Origin of the sequence: Sinorhizobium terangae (assembly GCF_009601505.1) — a bacterium.
GTDB lineage: Bacteria > Pseudomonadota > Alphaproteobacteria > Rhizobiales > Rhizobiaceae > Sinorhizobium > Sinorhizobium terangae.
Genome location: NZ_WITC01000087.1, coordinates 1 through 19,162 on the forward strand (window position 1 = coordinate 1; position 19,162 = coordinate 19,162).

19 protein-coding genes and 2 pseudogenes are annotated in these 19,162 nt (G+C 60.1%); 8 read left to right on the plus strand and 13 right to left on the minus strand.

The genetic code is table 11. The features are described 5' to 3' along the window. Positions 1 to 52: 52 nt before the first annotated feature. From GHK62_RS20995 to GHK62_RS21010, 4 genes are read left to right on the plus strand one after another with little or no spacing between them, the layout of a single operon-like run. Positions 53 to 994: a carbohydrate ABC transporter permease gene (locus tag GHK62_RS20995; RefSeq protein ID WP_153441044.1), complete on the plus strand. Its 942-nt coding sequence runs from the start codon at positions 53 to 55 to the stop codon at positions 992 to 994. Next, positions 987 to 1,880 (plus strand): carbohydrate ABC transporter permease, encoded by an 894-nt coding sequence (locus tag GHK62_RS21000; protein ID WP_153441045.1) that lies wholly within the window; start codon positions 987 to 989, stop codon positions 1,878 to 1,880. The genes GHK62_RS20995 and GHK62_RS21000 overlap by 8 nt, the downstream gene beginning before the upstream one ends. Positions 1,881 to 1,883: 3 nt before the next feature. After that, positions 1,884 to 3,599 carry a glycoside hydrolase family 32 protein gene (locus GHK62_RS21005; RefSeq protein ID WP_153441046.1) on the plus strand — a complete coding sequence of 572 codons (1,716 nt, stop codon included), beginning with the start codon at positions 1,884 to 1,886 and terminating at the stop codon, positions 3,597 to 3,599. Positions 3,600 to 3,623: 24 nt separating this feature from the next. After that, the gene (locus tag GHK62_RS21010; RefSeq protein WP_153441047.1) at positions 3,624 to 4,670 is read left to right on the plus strand and encodes an ABC transporter ATP-binding protein; all 1,047 of its coding nucleotides are present in this window, start codon (positions 3,624 to 3,626) and stop codon (positions 4,668 to 4,670) included. Positions 4,671 to 4,899: 229 nt separating this feature from the next. On the opposite strand, the pseudogene GHK62_RS21015 reads toward GHK62_RS21010, so the two are convergent. From GHK62_RS21015 to GHK62_RS21065, 11 genes and pseudogenes are all read right to left on the minus strand, one after another. Further along, positions 4,900 to 5,247: pseudogene (locus GHK62_RS21015) on the minus strand (LysR substrate-binding domain-containing protein); the annotation flags it as partial. 187 nt (positions 5,248 to 5,434) lie between these two features. Then, complete coding sequence (locus GHK62_RS21020) at positions 5,435 to 6,472, minus strand: Gfo/Idh/MocA family protein (protein ID WP_153441048.1); 1,038 nt, start codon at positions 6,470 to 6,472, stop codon at positions 5,435 to 5,437. 7 nt (positions 6,473 to 6,479) lie between these two features. Beyond that, positions 6,480 to 6,929, minus strand: a complete 450-nt coding sequence (gene aroQ / locus GHK62_RS21025) for a type II 3-dehydroquinate dehydratase (RefSeq protein WP_153441049.1) — start codon at positions 6,927 to 6,929, stop codon at positions 6,480 to 6,482. Positions 6,930 to 6,962: 33 nt separating this feature from the next. Beyond that, positions 6,963 to 7,331: a 5-carboxymethyl-2-hydroxymuconate Delta-isomerase gene (locus tag GHK62_RS21030; protein ID WP_153441050.1), complete on the minus strand. Its 369-nt coding sequence runs from the start codon at positions 7,329 to 7,331 to the stop codon at positions 6,963 to 6,965. Positions 7,332 to 7,345: 14 nt separating this feature from the next. Then, positions 7,346 to 8,206: a shikimate dehydrogenase gene (locus GHK62_RS21035; protein WP_153441051.1), complete on the minus strand. Its 861-nt coding sequence runs from the start codon at positions 8,204 to 8,206 to the stop codon at positions 7,346 to 7,348. 18 nt (positions 8,207 to 8,224) lie between these two features. Continuing rightward, positions 8,225 to 8,998, minus strand: coding sequence for an amino acid ABC transporter ATP-binding protein (locus GHK62_RS21040; RefSeq protein WP_153441061.1), 774 nt, complete (start codon positions 8,996 to 8,998; stop codon positions 8,225 to 8,227). A gap of 7 nt (positions 8,999 to 9,005) precedes the next feature. Then, the gene (locus GHK62_RS21045; RefSeq protein ID WP_153441052.1) at positions 9,006 to 9,830 is read right to left on the minus strand and encodes a transporter substrate-binding domain-containing protein; all 825 of its coding nucleotides are present in this window, start codon (positions 9,828 to 9,830) and stop codon (positions 9,006 to 9,008) included. 40 nt (positions 9,831 to 9,870) lie between these two features. Beyond that, complete coding sequence (locus GHK62_RS21050) at positions 9,871 to 10,521, minus strand: amino acid ABC transporter permease (RefSeq protein ID WP_153441053.1); 651 nt, start codon at positions 10,519 to 10,521, stop codon at positions 9,871 to 9,873. A 9-nt stretch (positions 10,522 to 10,530) separates the two neighbouring features. Further along, positions 10,531 to 11,199, minus strand: a complete 669-nt coding sequence (locus tag GHK62_RS21055; protein ID WP_153441054.1) for an amino acid ABC transporter permease — start codon at positions 11,197 to 11,199, stop codon at positions 10,531 to 10,533. A 46-nt stretch (positions 11,200 to 11,245) separates the two neighbouring features. Beyond that, entirely contained in the window at positions 11,246 to 12,067 is an 822-nt protein-coding gene (locus GHK62_RS21060; protein WP_153441055.1) for a sugar phosphate isomerase/epimerase family protein, read from the minus strand. Next, positions 12,067 to 12,804 carry a GntR family transcriptional regulator gene (locus GHK62_RS21065; RefSeq protein ID WP_153441056.1) on the minus strand — a complete coding sequence of 246 codons (738 nt, stop codon included), beginning with the start codon at positions 12,802 to 12,804 and terminating at the stop codon, positions 12,067 to 12,069. The genes GHK62_RS21060 and GHK62_RS21065 overlap by 1 nt, the downstream gene beginning before the upstream one ends. A gap of 249 nt (positions 12,805 to 13,053) precedes the next feature. Between GHK62_RS21065 and GHK62_RS21070 the strand changes: the two genes are divergently transcribed. From GHK62_RS21070 to GHK62_RS21085, 4 genes are read left to right on the plus strand one after another with little or no spacing between them, the layout of a single operon-like run. Next, positions 13,054 to 13,947 (plus strand): intradiol ring-cleavage dioxygenase, encoded by an 894-nt coding sequence (locus GHK62_RS21070; protein WP_153441057.1) that lies wholly within the window; start codon positions 13,054 to 13,056, stop codon positions 13,945 to 13,947. 24 nt (positions 13,948 to 13,971) lie between these two features. Further along, a complete protein-coding gene (locus GHK62_RS21075; RefSeq protein ID WP_153441058.1) occupies positions 13,972 to 14,754 on the plus strand; it encodes a fumarylacetoacetate hydrolase family protein in 783 nt (260 codons plus the stop codon). Positions 14,755 to 14,762: 8 nt separating this feature from the next. Then, positions 14,763 to 15,554 carry a 4-hydroxy-2-oxoheptanedioate aldolase gene (gene hpaI / locus GHK62_RS21080; RefSeq protein ID WP_153441059.1) on the plus strand — a complete coding sequence of 264 codons (792 nt, stop codon included), beginning with the start codon at positions 14,763 to 14,765 and terminating at the stop codon, positions 15,552 to 15,554. Then, on the plus strand, positions 15,541 to 16,224 hold the full coding sequence (locus tag GHK62_RS21085; RefSeq protein WP_153441060.1) for a transporter substrate-binding domain-containing protein: 684 nt from the start codon (positions 15,541 to 15,543) through the stop codon (positions 16,222 to 16,224). The genes hpaI and GHK62_RS21085 overlap by 14 nt, the downstream gene beginning before the upstream one ends. Positions 16,225 to 16,944: 720 nt before the next feature. On the opposite strand, the pseudogene GHK62_RS21090 reads toward GHK62_RS21085, so the two are convergent. Further along, a pseudogene (locus GHK62_RS21090) lies at positions 16,945 to 18,131 on the minus strand (IS91 family transposase). A 13-nt stretch (positions 18,132 to 18,144) separates the two neighbouring features. Beyond that, positions 18,145 to 19,032: a tyrosine-type recombinase/integrase gene (locus GHK62_RS21095; protein WP_153437046.1), complete on the minus strand. Its 888-nt coding sequence runs from the start codon at positions 19,030 to 19,032 to the stop codon at positions 18,145 to 18,147. Positions 19,033 to 19,162: the final 130 nt, after the last annotated feature.

Consider the following 19,162-nt stretch of genomic DNA (forward strand, 5'->3'; position numbering starts at 1 on the left):
CGGCCGCGGCAGCCGATCGACGAGTGACGCATCTTGAAATGAGGAGGAGATCATGACCCTGCAGCAACCGGCGCTGCCGGCGACGGCTGTCGCGACGCGCCCCGCCTGGCGAAGAGACAGGGCCCGCCTGTTCCAGGAGATCGGCATGCTCGCCCCGGCCGTGGCCCTGCTGACGATCTTCCTTGTCGTGCCGTTCCTCCTGTCGTTCTGGACGGCGATGACCAACCAGCCACTGGTGCCGCGACCGATGCCGGTCCGCTTCGTCGGGCTCACCAATTTCCTGCGCATTTTCAAGGACGATCTGTTCTGGACCTCCCTCTGGAACGTCTCGCGCTTCACCTTCTGGATCCTGCCGGTGCAATGCGGCCTTGCCTTCGCCACCGCACTGCTGCTCCACCAGAAGCTGCCGCTCCGCAATTTCTTCCGTGGCCTGTTCTTCCTGCCGGCAATCACCTCGATGGTCGTCGTCTGCGTCATCTGGGGAACGCTGTTCCAATATCCGACGGGGCCATTTAACCAGGTGATCGGCTTTCTTTCCGGCGGCCGCATCCAGCCGATCGACTGGCTCGGCGATCCGAACTGGGCGATGTTCTCGATCGTGCTTCTGTCGGCCTGGCAGGCCTATGGCTTTCAGATGATCGTCTATCTCGCCGGCCTGCAGGGCATTCCCGACGAGCTCTATGACGCGGCCAGGATTGATGGCGCCAATGCCTTCCAGCGCTTCTGGCACGTGACCATGCCGGGTCTGAGACCGACGCATGTCTTCGTGCTGGTGATCACCACCATTCAGGCCTTCAAGCTCTATACCCAGGTTGCGATCCTGACGCAGGGCGGCCCGAGGAGCAGCACCGAGACCGTCGTGCACTACATGGTGCGCGCCGGCTTCGAAGAGCAGAAGCTTGGATATGCCTCGGCCGTCTCGGTCATTCTCTTCCTCATCGTTCTCGTCATTGCGCTCGTTCAGCGCCAGCTCCTGAGGCGTTTCGATGTCTGATCTCGCCATCCCCACACTGCAGACCGAGGTACAGCGCGAGCGCTCCGCTATCGGTTCGCTGCGCCTTGTACAGACCGCCTGCATCCTCGTCATCGCGCTGGTGATCATATCGCCGCTGTTCATGCTGCTGATCGCGAGCCTCAAGGACGACCGCTTCCAGATTCTGGCCGATATGGGCAGTTTCCGCGCCTTCTGGGTCTCCAACCCGACGCTTTCGAACTTCGCCGAGGTGAGCAATCTCTCCGGCGAACTCGCCTTTGGCCGCTATCTTCTGAACTCCTTGTTCATTCTTGCCTGCACGGTGGGCGCCGGTCTGATCGTCAACTCGATGGCCGGTTTCGTGTTGGCCTGGGGTACTTTGCGCGGCCGCGCCCTGGTCCTGTCGCTGGTCATCGCCCTCTACGTGATCCCCCAGGAAAGCATCATCATGCCGCTCGTCATCATGGTCTCGCGCGCCGGGATGACCGACACTTTCGCGGTGCAGATCGTGCCCTGGGTCGCCAGCCCCCTTTATATCTTCCTGTTCTACCAGTTCTTCGCCCAGCTTCCGAAGGAGCTCTTCGAAGCGGCCGAGATGGACGGTGCTTCGGTGTTTCGAATCTACCGTTCGATCTTCCTGCCGTTGAGCCTGCCGGCGCTCGCCACCGTCTCGATTCTGATGGGGATCGAGAGTTGGAACCAGTATCTCTGGCCGATCCTGGTGACGCAGACCGACTATGCCCGGCCAATCGCCGTCGCCATCGCCACCTTCTTCGGTCAGGACAGCATCTATTGGGACCGCGCGATGGCGGCCTCCGTCCTGATGATGATCCCGATCCTCGCCCTCTATCTCGCCTTCCAGCGCTGGTTCGTAAGTTCCTTTGTTGGCTCCGCCGTGAAAGGTTGATCAATGACAAGCCATGCAATCCTCTCCTCGCCCCTCGGCGGCGGCCTGAAGACATTCAGCGCCGCTCTGCCGGGCGGGGCTACGCTCCACGCTTGGCTGAAGCCGGTCGATACGATTACGCCGGCCGAGCTGATAGCGAGTCAGGACGGACAGGAAATCGGCCGCCTGACGGCGGGAAACACCGAGGAGTTCGAGTTCCGGGCGCTGCTGATCGAAACAGCCGGCGAAACTTCTTTTAGCTACGACGCCGCGATCACGAGCCTCTCCGTCGTCTATGCCTTTTCGGAGTCGGACGTTCTGGAAAAGGGCATCGTTGTTCTTTACAGCGGCGAGGCCAATTCCACACCCGGCGTACCTGGCAGCTATCATTTCCGTCCACCGTTCGGCTGGATGAACGACCCGAACGGTTTCGGCCGTTTCGGCGACAAGGTTCATCTCTTCTACCAACACTACCCCCATAGTCTCCGCTGGAACACCATGCATTGGGGCCATGCCGTCTCCGACGATTACCTCCGCTGGAAGCACCTGCCGATGTTCCTGTTTCCGTCGGCGGAACTCTCTGCTCGTGCCGACGGCCGCGGCGGCGCCTTCTCCGGATCGGCAATTCCGCTTGCTGGAGAGGGGATCCGTGTCTTCTTCACCGAACAGGTCAAGGACCGCAAGCCGGAAGAGCAGATCCAGTTGACCGCCGTCAGCCGTGACCAGATCAGCGCCAGCCCGGCGGAGATCGTTCTGCCGGAACGGCCCGCCGGCCTCGACCTGACGCTCGATTTCCGTGACCCCTACGTAATCAAAGGCCCGGACGGCCGCTGGAAGATGCTCGTCGGCAGCCGCGATCACGCGGGCGGCGTCATCTTGCTCTACGAGACCTCCGATCCGGATGCCGCCACGGGGTGGAACTTCGTCAGCATTCTCCACCGCGAAAACCGCTTCGGCATGACCGCGGCCGAATGCCCCTGCATCGTGCCGCTCGGTGGTCCCGCCGACGACTCGCAAACCCGTTGGGCGCTGATCTTCGGACTGCTCACCAGCCGCGATCCGGCAACGGCGCGACGTAATATAACCCTTGCAACGGTCGGCCGCTTCGACGGCCGTACCTTCGTCAAGGAATTCGAGCAGGAACTCGACTTCGCAACCGATGCCTATGCCTTCCAGGCTTTCGTCGACCATTCCGGCCCGGTCGGCATCGCCTGGCTCGCCAACTGGACGGAGATTTCGAAGAAGGTCGACTTTCCAACCGCCATGACGCTCCCGCGCCGGGTCGTGCTCGAGGATGGTGTGTTGCTGACGCCGCCGATCGATGCGGTCGGCAGCTTGCGCCAGGAGTTGGTCGACGAGCGCCGGCTGCTTGCCGGAGACAAGGTCGAGCTCACCAATGGAGCCGTCGAGATCGTCATCGATCTCACCGCGCCCGGCGCCAGCTTCGATCTCGAATTCGACCATCCCGACGTCGAGCTCGGCGTCCGGCTCGATGCTGAGGGCCTGAGCATCCTCTACGACGTTCCGGACGGCAAATTGCTACCCCGCTACATCGCGGCCGGCGCCAGGCCCTCGAGGCTGCGCATATTCCTCGACGTCGGCTCGATCGAGGTCTTTGCCGACAACGGCCGATGGACCGGGACCAAGCGCTTGCCCGGATTTGCGAGTGTGCGTTCCGCTCGCCTCAGGGCACCCAAAGACAATGTCGCCGCGGCTAGCATGTGGCAGCTCAAGCTCTGACAGGCAATCAAAGGGAGGAATTTCATGGCATCCGTCTCGATCGATCAGGTTCGCAAACAATACGGCGCCGTTCCGGTGATTCATGACATCTCCATGAACATCGAAGATGGCGAGTTCGTCACCCTCGTCGGCCCCTCCGGCTGCGGCAAGTCGACCCTGTTGCGCATGCTGGCCGGGCTCGAGGACATCAGCGGCGGCGAGATCCGCATCGGTGGTCGCATCGTCAACGATGTCGCGCCGAAAGAGCGCGACATCGCCATGGTCTTCCAGAGTTATGCCCTCTATCCGCATATGACCGTCGCGGAAAACATGGGCTTCGCGCTGAAGCTGAAGGGCCAGGACAGAGCGACGATTGAAAAGAGCGTGCGCGAAGCGGCCGACATCCTGGCGCTCGGACCTCTGCTCGATCGGCTGCCGAAACAGCTTTCCGGCGGCCAGCGCCAGCGCGTGGCAATGGGACGGGCGATCGTGCGTCAGCCGCAGGTCTACCTATTTGACGAGCCGCTCTCGAATCTCGACGCCAAGCTGCGCGTCACGATGCGCGCCGAAATCAAGGACCTGCATCAGCGGCTGAAAACGACCACCGTCTACGTCACCCACGACCAGATCGAGGCGATGACGATGGCCGACCGGATCGTCGTCATGCGCGGCGGCAACGTCGAGCAGATCGGCAAGCCGCTCGAGCTCTACGACCGGCCGGCCAATACCTTCGTTGCGACCTTCATCGGCTCGCCGGCGATGAACCTCTTCGAGGGGGCGATCGTCAATGGGCAGTTCGTCACCGATGGCGGGGTGGCGCTTCCAATGCCTAAGGGCTATCAAGGCGCTACGGCGGCGGTCTACGGCGTCCGTCCGGAACATCTGACGATCGCCGACAAAGGTGTAGCGGCCACCGTCTTCGTGGTCGAGCCGACCGGCTCCGAAACCCACGTGCTGGCGAAGCTTGGTCCGGCGGACGTGAACCTCGTGCTCCGCGACCGGATCGATCTTCAGCCCGGCCAGCCGATTACGCTCGTTCCCGACATCAGAAGGGTCCACCTGTTTACAGCTCACGGCATCCGCACAAACTGATCAAGGTGGGACCGACGGCGCTTGCTCCTTGATTATTGCGGGCCACGTGCGATCGACGACCAGATCGCACGTGGGTCCTATCCGCGCTCGTCGTTGCGCGCCAATGATAAGGGAGACGGTCGGACATTGGATGAGCAAATTGAGCGCTAACCTGCAGCACACTCTTGCCGGTCTCCTTCGCGTGGCCTAGCGGTTCGAGCGCTACTGACGACTTCTATCGGAGTCGCCATTACGCTGCGTTAGGATACCCCTCCAGGAGCGGCGATTGCTCCAGCGTCTCGATCATGTACTCAATGAAGGCTCGAACCCGATGCGGCAGTGGCCCGCCGCCGACATAGATGGCGTGGATCAATTCGAGATCGCCTGGTTTGCAGTCCTCGAGCAGAGGCACGAGCCTTCCGGCGGTAATATCGGCCGCGACGTGAAACAGTCCCAGCCGGGCAATGCCGGCTCCGGCAAGCACCATCTGTTTCATGGTCTCGCCATTGTTGACGACCAGGCTTCCGGTGACCGCTTGGGCGACTTCCCGGCCTTCCCACAGGAACGGCCAGCACGGGCGTTCGCGGCGAAAGGTGAAATCACCCAGAAACTCGATGAAGCGTTGCGTCGTTGCCGAAGCAAGCGCGTTTCGATGGCGGCGAAGACAGAGCGGCGACGATTTCCTACGCCAGAAGCGCGATGCCTAACGTCGGTGTTGAGCCGGCGTTCTCATCGCATCGGATGCAAAGAGACGCGAAGCGAGCAGGCGGTTACACTACTCGGTGTCAGTTCAACTCGATACGCTCTCCCGTTGCCGCCGAGCGTTTTACCGCATCGACTGCCCTCAAGGTTTCGAGCCCCTCACGCCCGCTGACAAGCGGCGGTTCGTCTCCGCGGATCACCTTGCAGAATTGCCTGATCTGCAGAACGAGCGGGTCCACGTGGTCGACCTCGATACGCGTTTGGTCAAATGGTTCCCACCAACTCCGTTTACCAGGATTGCGCCAGACCTCGAGCGACGGAACAGCCAACGACCCGTGCGTTCCTCCGATCATGTAACAGGATTGCTCGGTTTTGGGGTAAGCCGGATTCTCTCCGCTTGTCATCTCCCAACTCCACGGTGCAACCACCGCGTCCGAGACTGTCGCAGTTCCCAAAACTCCATTCTTGAACTCGATCAGGATCACAGCCGTTTCCTCAACTGCGTTGCCGCGCACCGCGTTGGACTCGCGTGCCTGAACCGCAGCCACATCGCCGAAAAGGTAGCGCAGATTATCGACATCGTGGATGAGATTGAGGAAAACCGGCCCCGCACCGCGCTCACGACGCCACGAGATGTCGAAGTAGTCGTCGGGCTTGAATAGCCAGAACATCGCATTGACAACAAGAACGCGGCCGAGCTTCCCGCTTTCGATGATTTCCTTTGCCTTATGCATCACCGGATTGTGCCTACGGTGATGGCCGGTCAAAAGAGGAACACCTTTTGCCTCAGCCGCTGCGATCAGCGTTTCCCCGGATAAAATGTCGTCGGCGATAGGCTTCTCGATGAGTGCGGGAACGCCGGCTTCAACGGCTTCCAACCCGTTCTGGACGTGAGTCTGGTTGGGCGTAGCCACGATGATCCCGTCAGGTCGGTCTGCGGCAATCATGTCTGCGAAGCTTGTAAACCACTTCACGCCGGCTTCCTTGGCAATGGTCGCGCCAACCGGCGTGGGATCGACCACGGCACTGAGTTGCGCCGAGGACTCGGTCAGGACGTGCTGAATATGGCGCTTACCGATGAGGCCTGCCCCAACTACGGCCAGCTTAACCCGTTGGGTCATGGTCAGCTCAGCCCTTGCCCGCCGCCTTGATCATTGTCGCCACGCGCCGAATGCCAAGCTGGTATCCTTCTGTTCCAAGGCCGCAGATCACGCCGTCCGCGCGGTGCGAAACGAACGAATGGTGTCGGAAGCTTTCGCGCTTGTGCACATTGGAGATGTGGATCTCGATCACAGGCCCTTCAAATGTGTTCAGAGCGTCGAGGATGGCGAGTGAGGTATGGGTGAAGGCTGCGGGATTGATGACGATGCCCGCACCCTCCTCGCGCGCCTCATGAATCCAATCGATGATCTCGTATTCCCGGTTGCTCTGATGAAAGCGGATTTCGTGGCCGAGCTCGGCTGCCAGCTTGCGGCAGTCCGCCTCTACGTCTGCGAGCGTTTCATGCCCGTAGATGTGCGGCTGGCGTTTGCCAAGCAGGTTGAGGTTTGGTCCATTGAGAACGTAGATCAAGCTCATAGCATAGTGTCCTTCTTGAGCACGTCGTCCTGGTCAGACGAACGCGATTGCTTGAACAGCAAAATCAGGGTCCGACTCGTAGAGATCGGCACGCAAGCCGAGTCTCCCAGCTTCGAGTGCAGGCGCGGCGATCGCCCGCGCGGCGTCGAGAACGGCAGTGAGCAGTTTTTGCTTGGTCTCTGCAGTACGACCCGGTGCCATCCGCACGATGATTTGGATGAAATGATTATCGACATGCTCATCGCCCACGCAGGAGTATGTCGCCTCCCGCGCAAGCGTGCGCACGGCGGAAGGTTTCACAATGCCGCCATCGCGAACGCAGCGATGCACGGTCAGCGTCAGCCGGTCCATGGCTACATGCTCGCCTGCGCCCCGGCTATAATCGATGATGATATGCGGCATTTGGGATCTCCCCATCAAGCCGACAGGCGGCACAAGTCCATAAAGTGACGGGACATGCGCTCTGCGTCCGGTGCTATCCCGGTGAACAATTCGAAAGCCGCTGCTGCCTGATAGACGGTCATGCCGCCGCCACGAAGGGTCCGGCAGCCTTTTCTTTCGCCGAGCGCAAGGAGCTCTGTGACGAGCGGCATATAGACGATATCGGCGACCCAATGCCGTGGCAGAAGCCATTCCGGGTCGATCGGCAAACCAGGATGGCTCTTCATACCCGTCGGCGTCGCGTGGATGAGGCCGTCCGCGGAGCGCAGGGCGCTGCCGACATCCGTCGTGGCACGCGCACAATCCCTTGAGAACCGATCGCTCAACTGTCCAGCCAAGGTTTCTGCCCGTTTCGAATCCTGGTCAAAGATCGATATTCTCTTAATACCGAGCTTGATTGCGGCATGCGCCACGGCGACACCGGCGCCGCCGGCGCCAAGCAGGACGGCATGCGACTTCGCGACGTGCGGAAGGCCACGCTGGAAATTCTCGTAGAAACCGTACCAATCAGTGTTGTGGCCGATCCTCTCGCCGTTGCGAAAGACCACGGTGTTGACCGCACCGAGCATCTCTGCATCCTCGGAAAGGCGATTGAGGTGGGCGATCACCGTCTGCTTGCACGGATGTGTAATGTTGCTCCCGGCAAAACCGCGCCGCTCTTCCTCGTCTAGGAGGTCCGGCAGCGCCGAGGCGGGAAGGCCTCGCTCGGCGAAGTCGAGAAGCTCGTAGCGGTAATCGAGGCCCTGGTGTCGAGCCTCCATTTCGTGGAGGGCCGGGGACTTTGACGTTTGGATGTCGGCACCGATCAGTCCCACGAGGAATTTCTTGTCGTGCATTGGTATCGCTTTCGAACGTCAGTGGTGGGCCAGGATTTCGCCGAGGAAGGTTTTCGTGCGTTGGTGCTTGGGAGACTTGAAGAAGACCTCCGGTTCGGCCTCTTCGACGATTTCTCCGGAGGCCATGAAGATGACGCGATCAGCGACCTGACGGGCAAACCCCATTTCGTGCGTGACACAGATCATCGTCATGCCGTCACGGGCGAGCCCGATCATGGTGTCGAGCACCTCCTTCACCATTTCAGGATCGAGGGCAGAGGTCGGTTCGTCGAAGAGCATGACCTTCGGCTCCATGCAAAGCGCGCGCGCGATGGCAACGCGTTGTTGTTGTCCGCCGGATAGCTGCGCAGGATACTTTTCCGCTTGATCAAGGATTCGAACGCGCTCGAGATATTTTCGGGCCAGTCGCTCTGCATCAGGGTGGCTTGTGCCTCGAACACGCATCGGGGCGAGTGTACAGTTCTGAAGTACGGTCATGTGCGGGAAGAGATTGAAGCTCTGAAAGACCATTCCCACTTCGCGACGTATCGCATCGACGGATTTGGTGCTTCCGTCCAGTACCTGACCCTCGACGACGATCTTACCTTCCTCGATCGTTTCGAGGGCATTGATGCAGCGGATTAACGTTGATTTCCCGGAGCCTGACGGCCCGCAGAGGACGATTTTTTCGCCTTTGCGGACCGACAGACTGATGGATTTCAAGGCATGGAAAGCGCCGTACCACTTCTGCACGTCCTCAAGGGAAATCAGCGTCGGTTGATCTTTTGCGGAATTGAGCACGGAACCCTCCATTTGGGCTTTAATTGACGGTGAACGGGATGTTCGGAATGGATTCCGGGAACTGCGGCAGATCGATCGCCATCCACTTCTTCGTGATGGCGGCAAGCTCACCATTGGCCTTGATCTTGTCGATGAAGACGTTGACGGCTTCGTTCCAGTCCTTCTCGCCGAGACGGGTCCCGACGCCGTTGTAGGTCGTCAGAAAGTTAATCTTGCGCTCGTAGGTGCCGGCACTCGCCGCATCCAGACGCTGACCATAGAACTGGTTGCCGCCAACCGCCTTTACCTGTCCGGAGATCAGAGCCTGGATGGTTGCAGCGTCGTCATCAAAGCGGCGGACCGTTGCGGTGGATCCGACGGCGTCGGTTACCGCCTTATCCTGCGAACTGGACTTCGGAACGCCGATCTCCCATCCCGCAACGTCTTCAGGCTTCGTAACCGTGTCGGACTTCGCGGCATAAAGCGAAATCGTGTTGGCGGCGTAGGGCTTGCTATATTGAATTGATTTCGCACGTTCTTCCGTCATCGCCATCGTTGCGAACAGGATGTCGACTTTGCCGGTCGTAAGCGCCGGAATTCGGTTGGCAACGGCGAGCGGCTGGAATTGAACCTTCACGCCTAATTCCTTGGCGAAAAGGTTGGCGACGTCAGCGTCGAAGCCGTCCTGCACGCCGCTTGTGTTGACGAACCCCCATGGCGCATTGTCGCCCTGGATGCCGACCACAAGCGTGCCCTTTGCCTTGATTTCCTCTACAGTTGCCGCAGAGGCGGCGGCAGCGCCAAAGGTTGCGAAGGCAACCGTTGCCAATGCAAGTCCGAGAAAATTCCTACGATTGTTATGCATGCTTATTCTCCTCCTCAAGAGTTTTGCTTCGAGCGAAGCGTTAGCGGGCAGCTTTCGCCATCCGTTTTTCGAGGCCACTTCCGGCATGGGAGAGCGGCCAGCAAATGATGAAGTAGATTGCGCCGACGATCCCGAAGACGAGCAGCGGACGATAGGTCTGGTTTGAAATGATCTGACCGGCGCGAGTGAGTTCGATGAAGCCGACGATTGCTGCCAGCGACGTGCCCTTGATGAGCTGGACAAGGAAGCCGATTGTGGCCGGCATCGAGATTTTCAGGGCCTGCGGCAAGATGACGTCTTTCATCCGCGAGGCATAATGCAGACCGAGGGCGTTGGCGGCTTCCGTCTGGCCCTTCGGCACAGCCTCGATGGAGCCGCGCCAGATCTCTCCCAGGAAAGCACTGGCATGGAGCGTGAAGGCGATTGCGACCGCGATCCACGCGCTGACCTCGATGCCCAACAGCGCAACGCCGTAATAGACAACGAAGAGCTGCATCAGAAGGGGCGTGCCCTGGAAGACGCCGATATAGCCTGCGGTGATCCTCCGGGCGACTTTCGTCTTCGAGGTGCGCAGCAGCGCGATCAGGATTCCGAATATCCCCCCACCGATGAACCCCACGATCGCGAGCAGCACGGTCCACTTCAAACCCTGCATCAAAAAGAAGAATTCATTTCCGCCGATGGGACCCATGGCTGCCTCCTATCGCGTCGGGTAGTTGAAGTAGTGGCGAGAAATGAGGGCAAAGAGGCCCATCATCAGCGTCGAGATAACCAAGTAGATAGCGGTCACCGTGAAATAGACTTCGAAGCTGCGGAAGGTGTCAGACTCAATGCGCTGAGCGGCCGAAGTCAGTTCGTAGGCGGCGATTGACGTGCAGACAGACGTTGTCAGTGTCAGCATGATGAACTGGCTTGTGAGCGAGGGATAAATCGCCCGCAGCGCCGGCTTGAGCACGATGAGCCGGAAGATGTCCGCCTTGTGCAGACCAAGTGCGAAACCTGCCTCGATCTGGCCGCGCGACACGCTCTCGACCCCGCCTCGGATGATCTCGATTGCGTACGCCCCACCATTGATGCCGAGGGCAATGATCGCCGTAACGGTCGGATTGAGGCGGATGCCCATGAGAGGAAGGGCAAAATATATGAAGAAGATCTGCACCAGGAATGGCGTATTACGCACGACCTCGACGAACACGATAACGAGAGTGCGCATGATCTCGCTCTTGGAAGTCCTTGCAACAACGCCCAGGACTCCGATGACGAGTGCGAGGAGCATCCCAGCCAACGCAAGGCCAAGCGTTCCAAGCGAACCCCATAGCAATTCCGGGGCGCGGTCGAGGACCGCACCGAAATCAAACGTATAAGTCATGTAAGACTTCCTCCCTCCGACCGGCGTACGCCGCGTCGGCGCCGGATCAATGATCCGGTTTCAAAATCCCCAGTGCGCTGTCATGCAGATGTTTTAGATGTGCCTCCGGGTTCACCGGCCCGACGAGTGGCACTTCAACCGAGATGGCAGCGCCGTATTCGGTTGCCGCCCAGAGGTCCTTCAATGGCAATTCGCCTTCTCCAGGAGCGAGCCTGCCGCTTCTCGCCTCGGCGATCATTGCGTCCGATGTTTTGGGAGCAGGCCCGCGGACGTCGCAAAGCTGGACGTGTTTTATCTTCCCTGCATTTGCGCGAAGCTCGTCGATCGAGGCGCCGTTTCGGAAGAAGTGAATCCCGTCAACGAGGGCACCAGCGTTCCCTGCTCCACAGGAATTCACGACCGCAACACTGTCGCCAAAGGTTCTTACCGTCCGCCAGCCCATGTTTTCGATGTCGACTGACATGCCATATCGCGCCGCGAGGGCGCAAAACTCAGAAAAGTTTGCGGCAAGACGGCCGCCGTCTCGATCATCGCCGCAGACACTCAGCCGGCGCGCCCCTATGTTCGCAGCGGCTGCCACGGTCGCCTCATGGGAGACCGCAACGAAGCTCTCGTCGATCACGAAGAACTCGATATCGAACACCTTGACGCCTTCGCCATCGGCAATTGTCTTGAACTCCTGGGCACTCTGGCTGCCCACCGGCAACTCGTAGAAAGGGGCTCCGGGAAAGGCGGGGTGCAGACGCAGACCTATCGACGCAAAACCCGCCCGAGCAGCCGTCAGGGCGAATTCCTTGGGCGGCAGCGCGATGGATGAAAAATGCGCCACGCCCAATTCAAGGCCCGGTCTTGGCGTCGCGACGGTCATCACAAGATCCCCTTTGTCGCGAGGTGATTGCGCAGATTGGTTCCCGTGCGGTGGATATGCTGACGCAACATGTCGCACGAATAGTCCAGATCCCGCGCGACGGCTCCCTGAGCAATCTCACTGTGCTCCTGACTGACGTTGCGGTCACCCGACGTGCGGGTCAGAAACACCCGGCGATAACGGTCATTGAGATTAAGAAGCAATCTGCAGAAATGGAGCAGGATCGGCTTCCCGCAGCCAGATATGAGTGTCAGATGAAATTCGCGGTGGAGCTCTTCCCAGCGCTCCAGTGTCTCTGGCCGAGCAGCGTCACGCTCGGTGCGGTTAAGGCGATGCAGCGCGCGCATGACGTTGCCCTCCCACTCCACATCGCCGAGCCGCATGGACTCGCGAAGCGCAAAGACTTCAAACTCTTCGCGCAGGGTGGTGACCTCTTCCAGATTGGCCAAGGAAATTGGTGAAACGCGGTAGCCGCGATTGTCCTCGAACTCCACTAGACCGTCCGATATCAGCCGCGCCAACCCTTCACGCAGCGGACTGAGGCTTACATTGAACGTCTTGCGCGCCTTGTCGAGATTGATCTTGCTGCCGGCCTGAAGCTCACCGGAGATGATCGCCTCACGAAGACGGGATGCAAGCTGGCTCCCAATTGTGTTTTTGCCGTCGTCGAGAAAGCCAGAAGACGATGGAGCATCTTCTGTCGTCGGAGCAAATGCGCCGTCGTCATGCGGTACCATTGTTCCTCCCAAGGCCCAACTAATTGTCGATGATCGATATAATAAACGATTATTAATGTCAACTTGAGTACGCTGCAATCTGCAAAAATCTAAAACTTTAGCTCAGTTGCGCAACTATTATGTAATAATATCAACATACTGCATTCGGATACCCTGTTTTTTCTCGCCCCATTGGCGCCGCGCGAATGTACGGCGGCCTTGACAGATAATCGATTATTTTGATAGTCGGGAAATCGGGAGGTAGCCCACATGGTGATCAAAACTGAAAGCGATCTGACGCCAGCCGTCCTTGCTGTGATGAATCGCACTGAAGACCCCCGCCTGCGAGAAATCCTCGTCGCGATGGTCAAGCATCTTCATGCCTTCGTGCGCGAGGTTCGACTGACGGAGGTCGAGTTTCGGGAGGCGACAGCCATTCTGAATGAGATCGGGAAGCTGCATACTGATCACCACAACGAGTTTGTGCTGATAGCCGGTTCCCTAGGCGTGTCTTCACTTGTCTGCCTGCTGAACAATGGCGACAGAGGACAGACTGAGACCTCCCAGTCGCTGTTGGGCCCATTCTGGCGCCTCAACTCTCCGCGAGTCGAAAATGGCGGGTCGATCATCCGATCCGAGACGCCGGGCACTCCCTTGTTCGTGCATGCCAAGGTCGTTGATCGCGACGGTAAGCCAATTGCCGGCGCCGAAGTGGATGTGTGGCATGCATCTCCCGTCGGTCTTTATGAAAACCAGGACCCGGACCAGGCCGAGATGAACTTGCGCGGCAAATTCATGACCGACGAGCAAGGTCGGTTCTGGTTCAGGACAGTCAAGATGGTCGGGTATCCGATACCGGTCGATGGCGTGGTCGGACGCCTGCTCAAAGCTCAGGGACGCCATCCGTACCGACCAGCGCACCTGCACGCACTGATCTTCAAGCACGGATACAAGACGCTGATTTCCCAGGTCTTCGACCCCAGCGACCCGAACATCCACTCCGATGTTCAGTTCGGTGTCACGGCAGCGCTGACCGGCGACTTCATTCGTCATGAGGAGCCCCATCCGGCCGAAGCGGATATTTCTGGTCCGTGGTTCTCGCTCGACTACACCTATGTCATGGAGCCCGGCGAAGCCGTTTTGCCGCGTCCCCCGATCAAATAAATCACGATCAGCCGAGCAAACGATATGATCACCGAAGAAGAACGCCGGGCCGCGGCAGACGCGCTGCTCAAAGCTGAAATCGAGCGCAAGCCGATCACACAGCCTAGCGAGACCTACCCGAACCTCGAACTCGAAGACGCCTACCGAATTCAGGCTTTGTGGGCGGAGGCAAGGGTAGCCAAGGGCGCACGGATCGTCGGGCATAAGATTGGCCTGACGTCACGCGCAATGCAGATGGCTTCGAAGATGACGGAGCCGGACTACGGCTGCATTCTTGACGATGCGCTTTACAACGACGGAGCGCAGATCAGGGCTAACTTGTTTATCAAGCCGCGCCTCGAGGTCGAACTGGCCTTTGTTATGGGTGAGGATCTCGTCGGGCCGGGCACCAGGATCTATGACGTCATGCGTGCGACCGAGTTCGTTGTCCCGGCGCTCGAGATCATCGACTACCGGACCGAAGTCCCGCGAGCGATCACCGATACCATTGCGGACAACGCGGCTTTCGGCGCCCTCATCGTTGGCGGCCGTATAATTCGCCCGATGGACATTGATATCCGTTGGGTCGGAGCGACTCTGTCCAAGAACGGCATCATCGAGGAGTCGGGCGTGTCGGCGGCGATCATGGGACATCCGGCAGCCGGCATCGCGTGGCTGGTCAACAAACTTCATGCTGTGGGCGGTGGCCTGAAGAAGGGACAAATAGTCCTGGCCGGCTCCTTCACGCGTCCTGTCGATATCGCGAAAGGTGATGTCATTCAGGCCGATTATGGCCCTGTCGGCTCCATCGGCGTGTCGTTCGTGTGAGGTGCTAGATGGAACATCCTGTCAATCGGTTCAAGCGGAAGCTCCTTGCTGGTCAAAGTCAGATCGGCCTGTGGTGTGGCCTGCCGGGAAACTACGCCGCGGAAATCGTCGCGCCTTCAGGTTTCGATTGGCTCCTGTTCGACACGGAACATTCTCCTGGTGACGTTCTGACCGTTCTGCCACAATTACAAGCGGTCGCACCATACGACGTTTCCCCAGTCGTCCGCCCGGCCATCAACGACCCCGTTCTCATCAAACGTTTCCTGGATATTGGCGTTCAGACACTGCTCATTCCCTACGTTCAGAACGCGGAAGAGGCGAAAGCCGCAGTCGCGGCGGTGCGATATCCTCCGGATGGAATTCGTGGTGTTTCTGCCCTGACGCGTGCCACTCGTTTCGGCCGAGTTGCGAACTATGCGCAAAATGCGGAACGGGAAATTTGTCTGTTGCTGCAAGTTGAGACGCGGGAAGCGCTTGGCAACCTCGAATCGATTGCCTCGGTAGAGGGAGTGGATGGGGTATTCGTAGGACCGGCAGACCTGGCAGCGAGTTTCGGACACAGGGGCCAACCAAGCCACCCGGAAGTGGTCGATGCAATTGTCGACGCGATTGAACGCCTGAAAGCGCTGGGCAAGCCTGCGGGCATTCTTACCCCGGATGAGAAGTTCGCGGCACGGTGCATCTCACTGGGAACACTATTTACTGCCGTTGGTGTCGATGTCGCTGTTCTGGCAAGGGGATCGGAAGCACTCGCGGCACGATTTGCATCGCGAGGAGCGTACCGCGATGCCGAAACGTGATGAACTCCTCACTGAAATCGCACCGACGGGAGTAATCAGAGCGGCGGTCAACATGTCGAATGCCGCACTTGTCCAACTCGATCCAGTGACAGGCTCTTTAACAGGGCCGAGCGCGCAGATCGCGATCGAACTTGCGGCAGAACTCGACTGCGGTTTGTCGCTGGTTCAATACGGATCGGCCGCTGACATTCTTGCGGTTGCCGAAGGCAACGAGTGGGACGTTGCATTCATCGCTTCCGATCCGTCACGTGCCGACAGGTTCTCCTTCTCGCCCCCCTATACCACGGTGACCGCCAGCTTTCTGGTGCCAGACAGTAGCCCGCTGGGCAGCGTGGGGCATGTCGACGTCGAAGGGGTGCGCATTGCCGCCGCCAGAACCGCTGCGTATACAAAGCAGCTTGAGCGACAGATTAAAAATGCAATCCTCCTCCACACTGAAAATCCCGCCTCCGCCCTGGACATGCTTGTATCGTCCCAGTGCGATGCGGCTGCGGGCTTGACCGAGTCCCTGTCACGTTTCTGCGAAGAGAATCCAGGTTTCCGCGTTGTTGAGGGGACATTCTCGAAAGTGCCTCAGGCGATCGCTGTGCATCGGAGGTGCGTTCACGCTTCAACCTTCCTGTCGGACTTCATCCAACAGCATTGCAGTGCGGGTAAGCCGAGCAATTGAAGCAGTTGGCGGGACATGCGAGGGGAGCTAGGTCGAGGGGACGCGACACGTTACCCCCGAATAGTCAATTGGAATCCGCTTCCCTCTCAAGCGTTCCGACTCGGAAGTTCATGTTTCGTTGAGCCTTAGGGTACGATGTCGCGCAACTCTTGTTCCGAAGGGTTGGCGGTGGCCGTGCCCTGGATCATGGGTGTGTGCTTCGTGGTGGTGGCGCAGCAAATCCTTGCCGTAGTCGTTGCCATTCGGCGTCCTGACGACCGCGTGCATGTGCCCGCGCGTCGGCCACGCCCCGCCGCCACCGCGAGCTAGTACGGGCCGGCACGAATGGCCGAAAGGTCCCGCTTAGCCGCCGATCCGCTCGTTCGCTCGAACTTCCGCAGTCCTGAAGGTTTTTCGATGCGGGCCGCAGCGCGACGTTTGCCGCTGGCGTTGGGCGGCCCGCGTTGACAAACCTTGGAAGGAGGAAGCCGCGGAGGCTGGGTGGGACCTATGGGGAAAGCGCGGGGCCGCGGGCGTCTGTTGTGGACTTCGGCGCTGCCGACAGACGCAAAGGCGCCGACCCGAGGGTGTGGGAGGCGATGATCGGAAGCAGATCTGGCGGTCTCGTTGGTGCCGATTTCGACGCTTTTGCGATGCTCAGTGTTATTGGGCGCAAAGCGATCCGATCCCGGAATGCAGAGTGTTTTCGGGTCGGCTTTGGCCAATGTGACGGGCACCTTGTCATGCGGCCTGCTTTCTCGGTGGCGCCCGGGCTCTGGGTTTCTGACCGCGTCGGAAGATCTCGATGATGCGCATCGGGCCACCGCACTCGGGGCATGGCTGTCTCAGAGTGAGCGGGATCGTCTCAGCGCTTGGCGGATCATTGTGTTTGGCCGTTTCCGCTCCGAGCAGAGCGCGGATCTTTGCGACCTTGGTCTTGCGGCCCGCACTGGCGAGCAGGCCGTAATGGCGGATGCGGTGGAAACCGTCGGGCAGCACATGGAGCAGGAAGCGGCGGATGAACTCGTCGGTGGCCAGCCGCATCACCTTCTGACGGTCGCCGGTCTTGATCCGGTAGTCCTTCCAGCGGAAGGTGACGGTCTCGGCATCGGCGCTGATCAGACGGCTGTTGGAGATCGCCACCCGGTGGGTATAGCGGCTGAGATAGGCGAGCACCGCTTCGGGACCGCCGAACGGCGGCTTGGCATAGACGACCCATTCTGATTTGCGCACAGCCAGGCGGCGAACGCGTCAGCCTCTGCGAGAGCTGTCAGATCAGCGTAGAACCTCAGATCGCCGGCGCAATGCAGTGCCCGCAGCCCTGCGATAAACAACCGCCGGAACAGTCGCGACAGAACCCGCACCGGCAGGAAGAACCCGGGGCGGCATGAGATCCACCGCGTGCCATCCGGCGACAGCCCGCCGCCGGGCACGATGATGTGCACATGCGGGTGATGGATCAGCGCCGATCCCCAGGTGTGTAGCACGCTGGTCATGCCGATGTGCGCGCCAAGCTGCCGGGGATCGGCGGCGATAGTGCTCAGCGTCTCGGCCGATACCCGAAACAGCAGGTCGTAGACAGCTTTCTTGTTCCAGTAAGCGATCTGCGCGATCTCGGCCGGCAGGGTGAAGACCACGTGGAAATACTCGACCGACAGCAGGTCTTCGGCGCGGGCGGCCATCCAGTCGCGCGCCGCGGGGCCCTGGCACTTCGGACAGTGCCGGTTCTTGCAGGAATTATAGGCGATGTGGTTATGCCCGCACTTGGTGCAAGCCGCCACATGCCCGCCGAGCGCCTCGGTTCGGCAGGCTTCGATCGCCGCCATGACCTTGAGCTGGGTCAGGCTGACATGCCCGGCATTGGCTCGCCGCCACGCAGGCCCATAGGCTCGGAAGATGTCAGCGATCTCCAGCTTTTGCCGGGGCACCCCGGCGCGCGCTTCATTCCAGCCGACGCCTCAGGGTGAGATCCTCCAACTGCTTCAGGCGCTCGAACGGGCTGATGGTGTCGCGGATCAACTTGGTGGCGACGTGGGTGTAGCGGGCGGTGCTGCTCAGCTTGGCATGGCCGAGCAGAACCTGGATCACCCGCACGTCGGTGTTCGCCTCCAGCAGATGCGTGGCGAAGCTGTGGCGCAGGGTATGCAGCGTTGCGGGCTTGGCGATGCCCGCCATGTGCTTGGCCGCGGTGAAGGCCCGGTTGAGCTGGCGCGGCGAGATCGGATTGATCTTCGGCTTGCCGGGAAACAACCATCCCCGCGGACGCGCCTCCCGCCAGTAATCGCGCAGCAGATCCAGCAAGCCCGGCGATAGCATGGCCTTGCGATCCTTGCCGCCCTTGCCTTCTTCGACGTGGATCAGCATGCGCTCGCTGTCGATGTCAGTGACCTTGAGGTGGCACACCTCCGACGCCCGCAGCCCGGCGCCATAGCTGATGCTGAGCGCCGCCCGATACTTCAGCCCGGGCCCGGGAGCCGCGGCCAGCAGGTCGGCGACCTCCTCGACGCTCAAGACGACCGGCAGCTTCTGCGGTTTGCGTTGGAACTGCATGTACCGCTTCATCTCCTCGCGCCCGCAGGTGATCCCGAAAAAGAACCTGAGCGCGATGATCCGGACATTGAATGTCGAGGGCGTCACCCCGGCATTGGTCATGTGTAGCTGGTAGGCCCGCAACTCCTCCGGCGTCGCCGTGTCGGGTGAGCGCCCCAGAAAGGCCGCGAAATCCTTGATCGCCCGGATGTGGCCTTGCTGCGCCTTGTCGCCCATCCCGCGGATGCGCATGTCCTCGATCATCCGCTCACGCAGCGCGGTGGTCTTCTCCTCTGTCATCGGACCCTCCTGTCCATCAGATTGAGAAGTCTCAATCGTCAGGCCAGGAACCCGAGACACAAAGAACCGACGTCGATCAGGAAACGCACCGCCAGCCACAAGCGCCATTGCCGCGCGAGCGGCTTAGTCC